Raw genomic sequence first — 14,734 nt, 5'->3', positions numbered from 1 at the left:
GTTTTGAGCTGACTTCATCAGTCTTATCTACAACCTCAAAACAGTGTTTTGAGCAACCTGCGGTTAGTTTCCTAGTTTGCTTTTTGATTTTCATTGAGTATTAGATGAATATTAATCAAAATAAAGCAAGTCTTTGCTGGTGCTTGTAAAGAGGTCAAAGCCGTCCTTGGTAACAACACCGCAGTCTTCGATACGGACACCGACTTTACCCGGGATATAGATACCTGGTTCAACAGAGAAGCACATGCCTTCTTCGATGACCATGTCGTTTCCTTCCATGATAGATGGGAATTCGTGGACATCCATACCGATACCATGACCAAGACGGTGGTTGAAGTACTCGCCGTAACCAGCTTTTTCAATGACCTCACGGGCAGCACGGTCCACTTCATGGGCAGTCACACCTGGCTTGATAAAGTTAAGAGCAGCTTGTTGAGCTTCAAGAGTCAAGTTATAAATGTCTTTCTTGAATTGGTCGGGTTTACCAACAGCGACTGTACGAGTCATATCTGAAGCATAGCCGTTGACGAGAACACCCAGGTCAAAGAGGAGAAGGGCGTTATTTTCAACCTTGTTAGCTGCTGGAATACCGTGTGGATTTGCAGCATTATCACCAGTCAAGACCATGGTATCAAAGCTCATTTCATAGCCTTCACGTTTCATGGCAAAGTCAATTTGAGCGATGATATCTGTCTCAGTCTTATCAAGAGAAATATTGTCAAAACCAACCTTAACAGCCTTGTCCGCATAGAGACCTGCAACCATCATTTTTTGCACTTCATCAGCTGATTTGATGAGGCGCATGCGTTGGATACGAGGAGTGAGGTTTTCAAACTCAGCAGTTTCAAAGACTATTTTCAAGCCATGGTATTTGGTCAAGATGAGATTGTCAAACTCAACAGCGACACGTTTGAAGTCAAGCTGTGGAAGAGCATGTTTCATTTTTTGCCATGGATTTTCAGAATCCACATAGCCCACAACTGGGAAGGAAACAGTGCTAGTAGCACGCTCCACTTCAAGGGCTGGGACAAAGAGGAGAGGTTCTTGATCTGCTAGGACAAAAAGGAACATTTGACGTTCATGGGGATCACTGTAAAAGCCAGTGAGGTAATTGATTGTGACGGGGTCAGATACGACAGCGACGTCTAGTTTTTCTGATTCAAGATATGTTACGATTTGTTGTAATTTAGACATATGCTACCTTCTTTCTACTCCTCTATTTTGGCAAAAAATGAGAGAAAATGCAAGGGAGAAGGGTAAAAGAACAGACAAAAAGAACTCCAGTAAGATAGAGGAGTTCTTTGATATGGTTTTCCTTGTTTTAAGAAAAGTCAGCCTTGCTTTTGACGTCGCTGTATTCTTCAGCGATTTCTTGGCTGAGAATATCTTCATAGGCAGGGAGTTGGATGTCCTGACCATATTTTTTCTTGAGGGCAGTAGTGACCAGGCGATAGGCCAGATTGGCATTGCGAGAGAGGATAGGTCCGTGGAAGTAGGAACCAAAGACATTCTTGTAATGAACCCCTTCGCCGACTTTTTCTTCGTTGTTTCCATTGCCGTAGATAACTTGTCCCAGCGGTTTTTGGTCATCTGAGAGGAAGGTACGGCCCTGATGATTTTCAAAGCCATAGTAGGTTTCATCGAAATCTTCATTGTGAATCTTGATGTCACCGATAAAGCGGTTATTGGTCTGGTTGAGGGTGTAGTGACCCATGACACCTAGCCCTTCGATGCGTTTGCCTGAAGCTTCAACATAATATTGCCCCAATAGTTGGAAACCGCCACAGATAGCCAGAACTACACCGTCGTTTTGGATGTAGTTGTCAATGCTTTCTTTTTTGGCAGGTAGGTCGTCTGCAATAATACTTTGTTCAAAGTCTTGACCGCCACCGAAAAAGGCAATGTCGTAGTGATTTTCATCAAAGTCATCATGGAGAGAAACGATGTCAACCGTCACATGGGCTCCCAGCTTTTCAGCCACATACTTGAGCATGAGGATGTTTCCATTGTCCCCGTAGGTATTCATGAGGTTACCGTAGAGGTGGGCAATGTTGAGCTGATAGGGGTAATTGCCAGCTTTTGAGGAAAGTGAAGTATAAACCATTAGTTCATCTCCTTTCTAACAATCTGACGACTAGCCAGCAGTTCGCGAAATTCCAGCATAGCAGTATAGGTAGCTAGGATATAGGCATGCTTGCAGTCTTGGTTTTCAATTGTTTTAAGAACTTGCTCCAGACTACTTGTTTCAGTGATTTTATCAGCTGGATAGCCTGTCACTCGAAGGCGACGTGCGATTTCAGAATGACGAACACCTCCAGCGTTGATTTCAGGAATGTCCATGTCAATGATTTGTTCAAAATCAGCATCCCAGATCCAGCTGGTATCAATGCCATCTGCATAGTTAGCGTTAAGGAGGACAGATAGGCTAAATGGATAAGGTGCTAGTTTAATCATTTCGATAGCTTGGGTTGCACCGACTGGATTTTTAATCAAGACGAGGGTACATTCCTTGTCACCGATATGGAAGGTCTCCTGGCGTCCAAAGACAGCACGGCTCTTATCAAATCCCTGCTTGATGAGTTGCGAATCTGCACCGAGGAAACGGGCGATGGCCACAGCAGCTAGGGCGTTGTAGATATTGTAGAGTCCACCGATTTGAATACCGTATTCTTGACCGTCAATGACAAAGCGTGAGCGATTGTTGGTCAACTCAACCAAGTCTGTCAAGCGATAGTCCAGATCAGGACGTTTACATCCACAGCCTTCACAGATATAGGCACCCAAATTTGCATAGGTATTGTGCTCGTATTTGAGGATGCCTTGGCAGTCAGGACAGAGAATCCCTTCGGTATTATAGTGAGCCAGTTGGGCGGGACCTTTCTCCAAGTCAAAACCAAAATACTGTATAGGATTTGGAATAGCTGGCTTGTAGAAAAGAGGACTGTCACCATTTAGGAGAACAGTAGCCGTAGGCACCTTACGAATAGCATCCAAAATCATCTTGTAAGTTGTGTAAATCTCACCATAGCGGTCCATCTGGTCACGGAAGATATTGGTGATAACAAATAAGCTTGGCTGGATATAGTCACAGATACGAGATAGACTGGCTTCATCGATTTCTAGAACGGCAATGTTTTTCCCCGTTTTTGAAGATTTGGCTGTTAAGAAGGTTGTCGCAATTCCTGTAATCATGTTGGCACCGCTTGGGTTGGTCAGAACTTGACCATAAACTTCTTTTAAAATGCCGACAGTGAGGGCGGTTGTCAAGGTTTTTCCATTGGTTCCAGTCACCACGACAATCTCATAGTTCTTAGCTAGGTTTTGTAAAATATCTTTATCAAATTGAAGGGCAAGTTTTCCTGGGAGCGTACTTCCACGTCCAAGACGGCTTAAAACGAAGTGGGAAGAGCGCCCAGCAATAAGGCCCAAAGTAGTTTTTAAGTTCATGTTTCTATTATATCACAAAAGAGTGAAAAGACAGATTTGGTGTTTCGCAGAAGCAAAAACAGCCCAAAGAGGGCTGTTCGATACGATCAAATCTCAACTTAAATCGCAAACAAGTCATTCAAGTTCTCAGCCAAGGTTGGGTGAGTGAAGATTTGTTTTGTGAAGTAAGTATAAGGAATCTTGTTGTCCATAGCAACAGTAATGATGTTGATGATTTCTTGAGAACCTTCTGAGAAGATGCTTGCTCCAAGAATTTCTTTTGTTTCAGTATTCACAACAGCTTTGAAAGCTCCGCGAAGGTCTCCATTTACGTGACCACGAGGCATGGCTGCAACAGGGATTTCTTTCACTGCGTATGGAAGTTTCAAATCAGCTGCTTGGCTTTCAGTTAAACCAACTTGTGAAAGGGCAGGTGTGATAAACATGGTGTTTGGTACATTGAGACGGTCTTCAAGAGTGTAGCTGCCATCTCCAGCAAGGTAGCTGTAGACAACACGGAAGTCATCAAGTGAAATGTAAGTAAATTGAAGGCCACCGTTGACATCTCCAACTGCAAAGACACCAGGAACGTTTGTTTGACAATGTTTGTCTACTTTAATAGCACCACGTTCAGTTAGTTCAATATCTGTATTTTCAAGTTGAAGTGGTTCTACATTTGGTTTGCGTCCAGTTGCGTAGAGAAGGGCGTCGAAACGGTAAGTTTCGTTTTCAGTCACGAGGAGCACTTGGTCACCGTCGTTTTTAATTTCAGTAGTACGGATGTTTTGAAGCAATTCAATACCGTCTTCTTCCATATATTGTTTAGCAAGAGCTGCGATGGAAGGTTCTGCACGAGGTAGGAAAGTATCCAAGGCATCTAGGACTGTGACCTTGCTTCCAAGTTTGTTGTAAAGGCCAGCAAATTCAAGACCGATATTTCCGCCACCAAGGACTCCAAGTTTTTCAGGCAACTTGTCCAAGTTTTGGATACCTGTTGAGTCAAAGACGTTTTTGCTTGTAGCAAGTCCAGGGATTGGCAAGACGTTTGAAACAGCACCAGTGTTGATGACGATTGTTTCAGCAGTCAGTTCTTTCTTTTCATCACCAGCTTGGATTTCGATGACTTTATTTGAAAGGAAGTGAGCTTCCGCATCAAAGATGTCCACGCCAGTACCAGCAACAGTCGCATAGTTTTTACCGTTGAGGCGACCAGTGATAGTGTTTTTGGTAGCAATCACTTCTTCAAAAGACAAGTCTTTCTCAGCAGCAACTAGCAAAGTCTTAGTTGGGATACAACCGATGTTGATACAAGTTCCACCGTACATAGCTTTGCTACGTTCAACGAGGGCAACTTTTTTGCCAGCTGAAGCCAATTTACCAGCTAGTGTTTTACCAGCCTTACCAAATCCGATAACGATTAAATCATAAGTTAACATTTAGAGTTCCTCCTATTCGAATTACATTCTAGCACAAGAAAAAAACTTTTGCACAATTCTGCTACGAAAAAGACAGAAAAAAATAAAAACGCTTTCCAGACAAAAAGCTAGTAATTTTTTGACAAGCTTGATAAACTAAAATCCTATCTATTTTTATATAAGATAGAATAAATGTTCGAAAATAGGAGGTTTTATGAAATCGAATCGTTATATTATTGCCTTTGCTGGGGTCATTTTACACTTAATGCTGGGTTCGACTTATGCTTGGAGTGTTTATCGTAACCCTATTATTGAAAAAACGGGATGGGATCAGGCTTCTGTTGCCTTTGCCTTTAGTCTAGCAATCTTTTGTTTAGGCTTATCGGCTGCATTTATGGGGCGTTTGGTAGAAAAATTTGGTCCGAGAGTCATGGGGAGTCTATCTGCTTTTCTATACGCAGGTGGAAATATCTTAACAGGATTTGCAATAGACCGTCAGGAACTGTGGTTGTTGTATCTGGCTTACGGCATTTTAGGTGGGCTTGGTTTGGGAGCAGGCTATATTACCCCTGTGTCAACGATTATAAAATGGTTTCCTGATAAACGTGGTCTCGCAACAGGTTTAGCGATTATGGGGTTTGGTTTTGCTTCTTTATTGACTAGTCCCATAGCGCAACATCTCATCGCAGGGGTAGGGCTTGTAGAAACTTTTTATATTTTAGGTGCAAGTTACTTTATTATCATGCTCCTAGCTTCACAATTCATTAAGCGTCCAAATGAGCAAGAGCTTGCAATTTTATCTGCTTCAGGGAAAGAAAAAACAGCCTCTTTGACGCAAGGAATGGCTGCAAATCAGGCTCTGAAAAGCAATCGGTTTTATATACTTTGGATTATTTTCTTTATCAACATAGCTTGTGGTTTAGGCTTAATTTCAGCGGCATCGCCAATGGCACAGGAGATGGCTGGCTTGTCTACAAGTCATGCAGCAGTAATGGTGGGCGTTTTAGGGATTTTCAATGGATTTGGTCGCTTGCTCTGGGCGAGCTTATCTGACTATATCGGTCGCCCCCTAACCTTTAGTATATTACTGCTTGTCAATCTTTTCTTTTCTCTCTCACTTTGGCTCTTTACAGATTCCGTTTTATTTGTAGTCGCTATGTCTATTTTGATGACTTGCTATGGAGCTGGTTTTTCATTGATTCCAGCTTATCTCAGTGATATTTTTGGAACCAAGGAATTGGCCGCTCTGCATGGTTATATTTTAACAGCTTGGGCAATGGCTGGTTTAGCAGGACCTATTTTATTAGCAGAGACTTATAAAATGGCTCATTCTTACACACAAACCTTGTTCGTTTTTATCATTTTATATAGTATCGCCTTGGCTTTGTCTTATTATCTAGGTCGTTCCATCAAAAAGGAAAGCCAAAAACCGCTTACATGATTTTCTAGAGAAATTAGGCTATCTTTTGCTCTGGTCTTGTGTTATACTAGATGGGTTGCAAAGAAAACAGTACTTTTCTTTTGTGGAAAAGAAGCAACACGATTTTGTATCCAGTATATGAAAATACGTCATAAAAAGAAAAGTATACACTAAGCCCTATAGGGTGGCTTCGCACCACCTTTAGAAAGAAGAATAACGTGAAATTTAATGAATTAAACTTGTCTGCTGATTTGCTAGCAGAGATTGAAAAAGCTGGTTTTGTAGAAGCCAGTCCGATCCAAGAACAAACCATTCCTTTGGCCCTTGAAGGTAAGGACGTGATCGGTCAAGCTCAGACTGGTACAGGAAAAACTGCAGCTTTTGGCTTGCCTACTCTTGAAAAAATCCGTACAGAAGAAGCGACCATCCAAGCCTTGGTCATCGCTCCAACACGTGAACTAGCTGTCCAAAGTCAAGAGGAACTCTTCCGTTTTGGTCGTAGTAAGGGAGTGAAAGTCCGTTCAGTATATGGCGGATCGAGCATTGAAAAACAAATTAAGGCTCTTAAATCTGGTGCCCATATCGTGGTGGGAACACCTGGTCGTCTCTTGGACTTGATTAAACGCAAGGCCTTGAAATTACAAGATATTGAAACTCTCATCCTTGACGAAGCAGATGAAATGCTCAACATGGGCTTCCTTGAAGATATCGAAGCCATCATTTCTCGTGTTCCTGAAAACCGTCAAACTTTGCTTTTCTCAGCAACTATGCCAGATGCTATCAAACGTATCGGTGTTCAGTTTATGAAAGAACCTGAGCATGTGAAGATTGCGGCTAAGGAATTGACAACAGAATTGGTTGACCAGTACTATATCCGAGTTAAGGAACAAGAAAAATTTGATACCATGACTCGTCTTATGGATGTGGAACAACCAGAACTTGCTATCGTATTTGGTCGTACTAAACGCCGTGTAGATGAATTGACTCGTGGTCTTAAAATCCGTGGTTTCCGTGCCGAAGGAATTCATGGTGACCTGGACCAAAACAAACGTCTGCGTGTCCTTCGTGACTTTAAAAATGGCAATCTTGATGTTTTGGTTGCGACAGACGTTGCTGCGCGTGGTTTGGATATTTCAGGTGTGACTCATGTCTATAACTACGATATTCCACAAGATCCTGAAAGTTATGTTCACCGTATTGGTCGTACAGGTCGTGCTGGTAAGTCAGGTCAGTCTATTACTTTCGTATCACCAAATGAAATGGGTTACCTCCAAATCATTGAAAACTTGACTAAGAAACGCATGAAAGGTCTCAAACCTGCAAGTGCAGAAGAAGCCTTCCAAGCTAAAAAGCAAGTAGCTCTTAAGAAAATCGAACGTGATTTTGCAGATGAAACCATTCGTGCCAACTTTGAGAAATTTGGCAAGGATGCTCGTAAACTAGCTGCCGAATTTACTCCAGAAGAATTGGCAATGTATATTTTGAGTCTGACTGTTCAAGACCCAGATAGCCTTCCAGAAGTGGAGATTGCACGTGAAAAACCACTACCGTTTAAACCGTCAGGTAATGGCTTCGGTGGTAAAGCTAAGGGAGGTCGTCGTGGAGATGACCGTCGTGATAATCGCCGTGGAGACAACCGTCGTGGTGGCCGCCGTGATGATTTCAAAAAAGGAAGTCGTGGCAACGATCGTTTTGATAAGGAAAAACGTTACCGTAAGGATAATAAAAAACCACGCACTACTTCAAGCGAAAAGCAAACAGGCTTTGTTATTCGTAACAAGGGCGATAAATAGGAAAAAGCGGTTCAAAATGAATCGCTTTTTTATATAAGGAGACCGAATGTGAAAAAAGATAAATAAAATTGTTGTATTATCTTTTTATAATGTTATGATACACAAAAACAGGCAACTTGTCAATAGAAAAGGAACAATTTAATTAAAAATATTCTGGTTTTTAAAAATGGTTTTTAAAAATTGCAAGTCAATAAGGAATTTTCAGATAATTATTGAAAAAGAGACGTTTTTATGTTATAATGATAGCGATTAAATTCGAGGTGAAAAATGGCACATTTATTAGAAAAAACAAGAAAGATTACATCAATTTTGAAGCGCTCAGAGGAGCAGTTGCAGGATGAGCTGCCTTACAACGCTATTACGCGTCAGTTAGCGGATATTATTCATTGCAATGCCTGCATTATCAATAGTAAGGGACGTCTGCTTGGCTATTTTATGCGTTATAAAACAAATACAGATCGCGTAGAGCAATTCTTCCAAACTAAGATTTTCCCAGATGACTACGTTCAAGGGGCTAATATGATTTACGAAACAGAAGCAAACTTGCCTGTTGAGCATGATATGAGTATTTTCCCTGTTGAGAGTAGAGATGATTTTCCAGATGGCTTGACGACTATTGCACCGATTCATGTATCGGGGATTCGCCTTGGTTCTTTGATTATTTGGCGCAATGATAAAAAATTCGAAGATGAAGATTTGATTTTGGTTGAGATTGCCAGTACCGTTGTTGGGATTCAGCTTCTTAACTTCCAGCGTGAAGAAGATGAGAAAAATATCCGTCGCCGTACTGCTGTTACCATGGCGGTTAATACCCTTTCTTACTCAGAACTTCGTGCAGTTTCCGCAATTTTAGGGGAATTAAATGGAAATGAAGGGCAGTTAACTGCGTCTGTAATTGCAGACCGTATCGGAATTACCCGCTCTGTGATTGTCAATGCCCTTCGTAAACTTGAGTCCGCTGGGATTATTGAAAGTCGCTCGCTTGGAATGAAGGGAACCTACCTTAAGGTCTTGATTTCAGATATTTTTGAAGAAGTGAAGAAAAGAGATTACTAATGACTAAAGCTTTGATTTCGATTGATTATACAGAAGATTTTGTTGCCGACAGTGGTAAATTGACAGCAGGTGCTCCAGCTCAAGCTATTTCGGAAGCCATTAGCAAGGTGACTCGATTAGCTTTTGAACGCGGAGATTACATCTTCTTTACTATCGATGCTCATGAAGAAAACGATTGTTTCCATCCAGAAAGTAAACTATTCCCGCCTCATAATCTGATTGGGACTAGTGGACGGAATTTATATGGAGATTTGGGGATCTTTTATCAAGAGCATGGTTCAGACAGTCGTGTCTTTTGGATGGATAAACGCCATTACTCAGCTTTTTCAGGGACTGACCTAGATATTCGTTTGAGAGAGCGTAGAGTGTCTACAGTTATTTTAACAGGAGTCTTGACGGATATTTGTGTCCTGCATACAGCTATAGATGCCTATAATCTAGGATATGACATCGAGATTGTTAAACCAGCTGTTGCTTCTATCTGGCCTGAAAATCATCAATTTGCCCTAGGTCATTTCAAAAATACACTTGGAGCTAAGTTGGTAGATGAAAATCTAAATGAACTTTCTGAGTAATTTGGTAGATGAAATGAAAAATTTTGAAAAAAAGTGTTGACAAGTATTCCAAAAGTTGATATACTAGTAAAGTAATCGACGCGGGGATGGCGGAATTGGCAGACGCGCAGGACTAAGGATCCTGTGACCGCTTTAGGTCGTGAGGGTTCAAGTCCCTCTCTCCGCATAGGATAAGAGTTAGCTTAGGCTAGCTCTTTTGTATTTCTCTAAAAAATTAGAATCCAGTCAAATGTAGTGGAGAATCAGCGAAAATATGGGAAAACTAATCCTTGTTTCTGCTTTTGTCTTTTGTATAGAAGAATAATAAAGATTATCTTCTTAAAATTCTCCGATATTCTCTAAAGTTTTGTGCAAGTTGCACAGAACTTTTTTGTTTTTTTGGTCACCTTGCCATAGAAATGTAAAGCGTTTTCATCTATAATATAATTATCAAAAGACAAAAGGAGTTCACCTCATGGTAGAATTAAATCTTAAAAATATTTACAAAAAATATCCAAACAGCGAACACTATTCAGTTGAAGATTTCAACTTGAACATCAAAGATAAAGAATTTATCGTTTTCGTAGGTCCTTCAGGATGTGGTAAATCAACTACACTCCGTATGATTGCTGGTCTTGAAGACATCACAGAAGGTACTGCATCTATCGATGGCGTGGTTGTCAACGACGTAGCTCCAAAAGACCGTGACATCGCCATGGTATTCCAAAACTACGCTCTTTACCCACACATGACTGTTTATGACAACATGGCTTTCGGTTTGAAATTGCGTAAATACAGCAAAGAAGACATCGACAAACGTGTGCAAGAAGCAGCTGAAATTCTTGGATTGAAAGAATTTTTGGAACGTAAACCAGCTGACCTTTCAGGTGGTCAACGTCAACGTGTTGCCATGGGTCGTGCCATCGTCCGTGATGCAAAAGTATTCTTGATGGACGAACCTTTGTCAAACTTGGATGCTAAACTTCGTGTATCAATGCGTGCTGAGATTGCGAAAATCCACCGTCGTATCGGAGCTACTACTATCTACGTAACTCACGACCAAACAGAAGCGATGACACTTGCAGACCGTATCGTTATCATGTCAGCAACTAAGAACCCTGCTGGTACAGGTACTATCGGACGTGTTGAACAAATCGGTACTCCTCAAGAAGTTTACAAAAACCCAGTTAATAAATTCGTAGCAGGATTCATCGGAAGCCCAGCTATGAACTTCATCAATGTGAAATTGGTTGGAAATGAAATTATTTCTGATGGTTTCCGTTTGAAAGTTCCAGAAGGTGCTTTGAAAGTTCTTCGTGAAAAAGGCTACGAAGGTAAAGAATTGATCTTCGGTATTCGTCCAGAAGACGTGAATGCAGAACCTGCTTTCCTTGAAACATTCCCAGACTGTGTTGTAAAAGCGACTATCTCTGTATCAGAACTGCTTGGTTCAGAATCTCACCTTTACTGCCAAGTTGGTAAAGATGAATTTGTTGCAAAAGTTGATGCTCGTGACTACTTGCAAACAGGTGCAACAGTTGAACTTGGATTTGACTTGAACAAAGCACACTTCTTTGATGTAGAAACTGAAAAAACAGTCTACTAAAATAAATAAAATTCAAAGCACTACAAGAAAAGATATCTCTTTATCAATTGTAGTGGAGAGATATCAGTTAATCTAAGGAGAGAAACAAAATGCTTCTCTCCTTTTTGCTAGGGAAGTCATATTATGCATCTATCTTGTGATACCCTTTGAATAAAAATGGTCATCTTATTTGCCTTATAGGGTGACTAGCAGATGAAATATTGTTTTCTCTTTCTTCTTTACTAGAAAGTATGGTATAATAGAGAGTAAAAAACTTTGAAAGAAAGAAAAAGATGAATTTAAAAGATTACATTGCAACAATTGAAAATTATCCAAAGGAAGGGATTACCTTCCGTGATATCAGTCCTTTGATGGCTGATGGAAATGCATATAGCTACGCTGTTCGTGAAATTGTTCAGTATGCTACTGACAAGAAAATAGACATGATTGTAGGGCCTGAGGCTCGTGGATTTATCGTGGGCTGTCCAGTTGCCTTTGAGTTGGGAATTGGTTTTGCCCCTGTTCGTAAGCCAGGTAAATTACCACGTGAAGTCATTTCTGCTGACTATGAAAAAGAGTACGGTGTTGATACCTTGACTATGCATGCGGATGCCATCAAGCCAGGTCAACGTGTTCTTATTGTAGATGACCTCTTGGCAACAGGTGGAACTGTTAAGGCAACCATCGAGATGATTGAAAAACTTGGTGGTGTTGTAGCAGGTTGTGCCTTCCTTGTTGAATTGGATGAATTGAACGGCCGTGAAAAAATCGGTGACTACGATTACAAAGTTTTGATGCATTATTAATGAAAAACAGTCCCTAGGGCTGTTTTCTCTACATTAGGATATAAAAATAGACTATAGCTAGTTAGAGAAAAACTATAATTGAAAACTATATCTTCTTGCAGTATAATAAAAGGACTAAGTGTTTGAGATTTGGCTTCAAACATATGCAATGATTCCTGAAAGAATACAGTTAGGAGAGGGTTATGCCGATTCGAATTGATAAAAAATTGCCAGCTGTTGAGATTTTACGGACAGAGAACATCTTTGTTATGGATGATCAACGTGCTGCCCACCAAGATATCCGTCCCTTGAAGATTTTAATCTTAAATCTTATGCCACAAAAAATGGTGACAGAGACTCAATTGTTGCGCCACTTGGCTAATACCCCCCTACAACTGGATATTGATTTTCTCTATATGGAGAGCCACCGTTCTAAGACAACTCGTTCAGAGCACATGGAGACCTTTTATAAAACTTTTCCTGAAGTCAAGGATGAGTATTTTGATGGGATGATTATCACGGGTGCTCCAGTTGAACATTTACCATTTGAGGAAGTGGACTATTGGGAGGAATTTAGCCAGGTGCTTGAGTGGTCCAAGACTCATGTCTATTCGACGCTTCATATCTGTTGGGGGGCTCAGGCTGGGCTCTACCTACGCTATGGGGTAGAAAAATACCAGATGGACAGTAAGTTATCAGGTATTTATCCTCAGGATGCTTTAAAAGAAGGGCACCTTCTTTTTAGAGGCTTTGACGATAGCTATGTATCCCCTCATTCACGGCACACGGAGATTTCTAAGGAAGAAGTCTTAAACAAAACCAATCTCGAGATTTTATCAGAAGGGCCACAGGTTGGGGTTTCGATTTTGGCTAGTCGTGATTTACGAGAAATTTATAGTTTTGGGCATTTGGAATATGATCGTGATACCTTGGCAAATGAATATTTCCGAGATCGTGATGCAGGTTTGGATCCTCATATTCCAGAAAATTACTTTAAGGATGATGATGTCAACCAGACACCTTGTCTTTGTTGGTCTTCATCAGCAGCCCTCTTTTTCAGTAACTGGGTGAATTATGCGGTCTATCAGGAGACGCCTTTTGACTGGAGAAAGATAGAAGATGATGCATCCGCATTTGGGTATTTATAAGAGGAATTATGACATATTTAGACGCTTTTAAATCAGGGAACTTGGTTTTACCGAGTGCCCTGCTCTTGCATTTTAAGGAACTCTTTCCTTCTAGCGACGATTTTCTGGTCTGGCAATTTTTCTATTTGCAAAATACGACAGGCTTGGAAGAAATGTCGCCAAGCCAGATTGCTGAAAGGATTGGCAAGGAAATTTCGGATGTCAACCAGTCTATCTCTAATCTGACGGAGAGGGGACTTCTCCAGTATCGTACTATCGAATTAAATGGTGAAATCGAATTGCTTTTTGATGCTAGTTTGGCTTTGGAACGCTTGGACGACTTGCTTGGAGTCGCTGATTCAAGTTCAGACCAGTTGACACCTCAGAATCAGCTCAAGGATTTGGTGGAAACCTTCCAGCAGGAATTGGGACGCTTGTTGACACCTTTTGAGATTGAAGATTTGACCAAGACACTAAAGGAAGATGGAACCAGTGCTGACTTGATTAAGGAGGCTCTTCGTGAAGCTGTTTTAAATGGAAAAGCAAACTGGAAGTACATTCAGGCGATTTTGAGAAACTGGCGCCATGAAGGTATCAAAAGTGTGGCTCAAATTGAGGCTAAGCGGGCAGAAAGAGAAGCCAGCAATCCTCAGTTGACACAGGTATCTGTGGATTTTAGAAATGCCATGGATCTCTGGAAGGATTAATCGTTGGAAGCAGGCTTGAAATCCGAGTAAGATTTGCAAGCTGTGTCTAATTGTGATAAAATAAGTAGAAAATAAATTGAAAAAAGAGGTATGTGAAATGTCACGTAAACCATTTATCGCTGGTAACTGGAAAATGAACAAAAATCCAGAAGAAGCTAAAGCATTCGTTGAAGCTGTTGCATCAAAACTTCCTTCATCAGATCTTGTTGAAGCAGGTATCGCAGCTCCAGCTCTTGATTTGACAACTGTTCTTGCTGCTGCAAAAGGTTCAAACCTTAAAGTTGCTGCTCAAAACTGCTACTTTGAAAATGCAGGTGCCTTCACTGGTGAAACTAGCCCACAAGTTTTGAAAGAAATCGGTACTGACTACGTTGTTATCGGTCACTCAGAACGCCGTGACTACTTCCATGAAACTGACGAAGATATCAACAAAAAAGCAAAAGCAATCTTTGCAAACGGTATGCTTCCAATCATCTGTTGTGGTGAGTCACTTGAAACTTACGAAGCTGGTAAAGCTGCTGAATTCGTAGGTGCTCAAGTATCTGCTGCATTGGCTGGATTGACTGCTGAACAAGTTGCTGCATCAGTTATCGCTTATGAGCCAATCTGGGCTATCGGTACTGGTAAATCAGCTTCACAAGACGATGCACAAAAAATGTGTAAAGTTGTTCGTGACGTTGTAGCTGCTGACTTCGGTCAAGAAGTTGCGGACAAAGTTCGTGTTCAATACGGTGGTTCTGTTAAACCTGAGAACGTTACTTCATACATGGCTTGTCCAGACGTTGACGGTGCCCTTGTAGGTGGTGCGTCACTTGAAGCTGAAAGCTTCTTGGCTTTGCTTGACTTTGTAAAATAATCAGTAGCAA

13 protein-coding genes and 1 tRNA gene are annotated in these 14,734 nt (G+C 41.0%); 10 read left to right on the top strand and 4 right to left on the bottom strand.

The genetic code is table 11. The features are described 5' to 3' along the window. Nucleotides 1-111: 111 nt before the first annotated feature. The 4 genes from WKI42_RS01345 to WKI42_RS01330 form a co-directional block, all read right to left on the bottom strand. Nucleotides 112-1,194 (bottom strand): Xaa-Pro peptidase family protein, encoded by a 1,083-nt coding sequence (locus tag WKI42_RS01345; RefSeq protein WP_368080981.1) that lies wholly within the window; start codon nucleotides 1,192-1,194, stop codon nucleotides 112-114. Nucleotides 1,195-1,321: 127 nt separating this feature from the next. Then, the gene (gene gatD / locus WKI42_RS01340) at nucleotides 1,322-2,104 is read right to left on the bottom strand and encodes a lipid II isoglutaminyl synthase subunit GatD (RefSeq protein WP_368080980.1); all 783 of its coding nucleotides are present in this window, start codon (nucleotides 2,102-2,104) and stop codon (nucleotides 1,322-1,324) included. Then, nucleotides 2,104-3,447, bottom strand: coding sequence for a lipid II isoglutaminyl synthase subunit MurT (murT, locus tag WKI42_RS01335; protein ID WP_368080979.1), 1,344 nt, complete (start codon nucleotides 3,445-3,447; stop codon nucleotides 2,104-2,106). The genes gatD and murT overlap by 1 nt, the downstream gene beginning before the upstream one ends. 98 nt (nucleotides 3,448-3,545) lie before the next feature. Then, nucleotides 3,546-4,862 carry an FAD-containing oxidoreductase gene (locus WKI42_RS01330; RefSeq protein ID WP_138700647.1) on the bottom strand — a complete coding sequence of 439 codons (1,317 nt, stop codon included), beginning with the start codon at nucleotides 4,860-4,862 and terminating at the stop codon, nucleotides 3,546-3,548. Nucleotides 4,863-5,055: 193 nt separating this feature from the next. Between WKI42_RS01330 and WKI42_RS01325 the strand changes: the two genes are divergently transcribed. The 10 genes from WKI42_RS01325 to tpiA all read left to right on the top strand — a co-directional run bounded on the left by WKI42_RS01325 (nucleotide 5,056) and on the right by tpiA (nucleotide 14,724). Further along, a complete protein-coding gene (locus tag WKI42_RS01325; RefSeq protein ID WP_173218594.1) occupies nucleotides 5,056-6,282 on the top strand; it encodes an L-lactate MFS transporter in 1,227 nt (408 codons plus the stop codon). Between the two features lie 197 nt (nucleotides 6,283-6,479). After that, a complete protein-coding gene (locus WKI42_RS01320; protein ID WP_173234677.1) occupies nucleotides 6,480-8,054 on the top strand; it encodes a DEAD/DEAH box helicase in 1,575 nt (524 codons plus the stop codon). Between the two features lie 267 nt (nucleotides 8,055-8,321). Then, on the top strand, nucleotides 8,322-9,110 hold the full coding sequence (gene codY, locus WKI42_RS01315) for a GTP-sensing pleiotropic transcriptional regulator CodY (RefSeq protein ID WP_000940732.1): 789 nt from the start codon (nucleotides 8,322-8,324) through the stop codon (nucleotides 9,108-9,110). Next, complete coding sequence (locus WKI42_RS01310) at nucleotides 9,110-9,685, top strand: cysteine hydrolase family protein (RefSeq protein WP_000158736.1); 576 nt, start codon at nucleotides 9,110-9,112, stop codon at nucleotides 9,683-9,685. The genes codY and WKI42_RS01310 overlap by 1 nt, the downstream gene beginning before the upstream one ends. An 80-nt stretch (nucleotides 9,686-9,765) precedes the next feature. Then, nucleotides 9,766-9,851: transfer RNA gene (locus WKI42_RS01305), tRNA-Leu, on the top strand. A 288-nt stretch (nucleotides 9,852-10,139) separates the two neighbouring features. Continuing rightward, nucleotides 10,140-11,270, top strand: coding sequence for an ABC transporter ATP-binding protein (locus WKI42_RS01300; RefSeq protein ID WP_164226637.1), 1,131 nt, complete (start codon nucleotides 10,140-10,142; stop codon nucleotides 11,268-11,270). A 272-nt stretch (nucleotides 11,271-11,542) separates the two neighbouring features. Then, entirely contained in the window at nucleotides 11,543-12,055 is a 513-nt protein-coding gene (locus tag WKI42_RS01295) for an adenine phosphoribosyltransferase (protein WP_001049318.1), read from the top strand. A gap of 182 nt (nucleotides 12,056-12,237) precedes the next feature. Then, nucleotides 12,238-13,182 (top strand): homoserine O-acetyltransferase MetA, encoded by a 945-nt coding sequence (metA, locus tag WKI42_RS01290; protein ID WP_173213481.1) that lies wholly within the window; start codon nucleotides 12,238-12,240, stop codon nucleotides 13,180-13,182. Between the two features lie 8 nt (nucleotides 13,183-13,190). Continuing rightward, a complete protein-coding gene (locus WKI42_RS01285; protein ID WP_173226800.1) occupies nucleotides 13,191-13,868 on the top strand; it encodes a DnaD domain-containing protein in 678 nt (225 codons plus the stop codon). 97 nt (nucleotides 13,869-13,965) lie between these two features. Then, nucleotides 13,966-14,724 (top strand): triose-phosphate isomerase, encoded by a 759-nt coding sequence (gene tpiA / locus WKI42_RS01280; protein ID WP_112445489.1) that lies wholly within the window; start codon nucleotides 13,966-13,968, stop codon nucleotides 14,722-14,724. The last annotated feature ends 10 nt before the right edge of the window (nucleotides 14,725-14,734 follow it).

Origin of the sequence: Streptococcus pseudopneumoniae (genome assembly GCF_038148935.1) — a bacterium.
GTDB lineage: Bacteria > Bacillota > Bacilli > Lactobacillales > Streptococcaceae > Streptococcus > Streptococcus pseudopneumoniae_U.
Note: the sequence above shows the minus strand (reverse complement) of the source record. Positions and strands in the feature narration are given on the sequence as shown.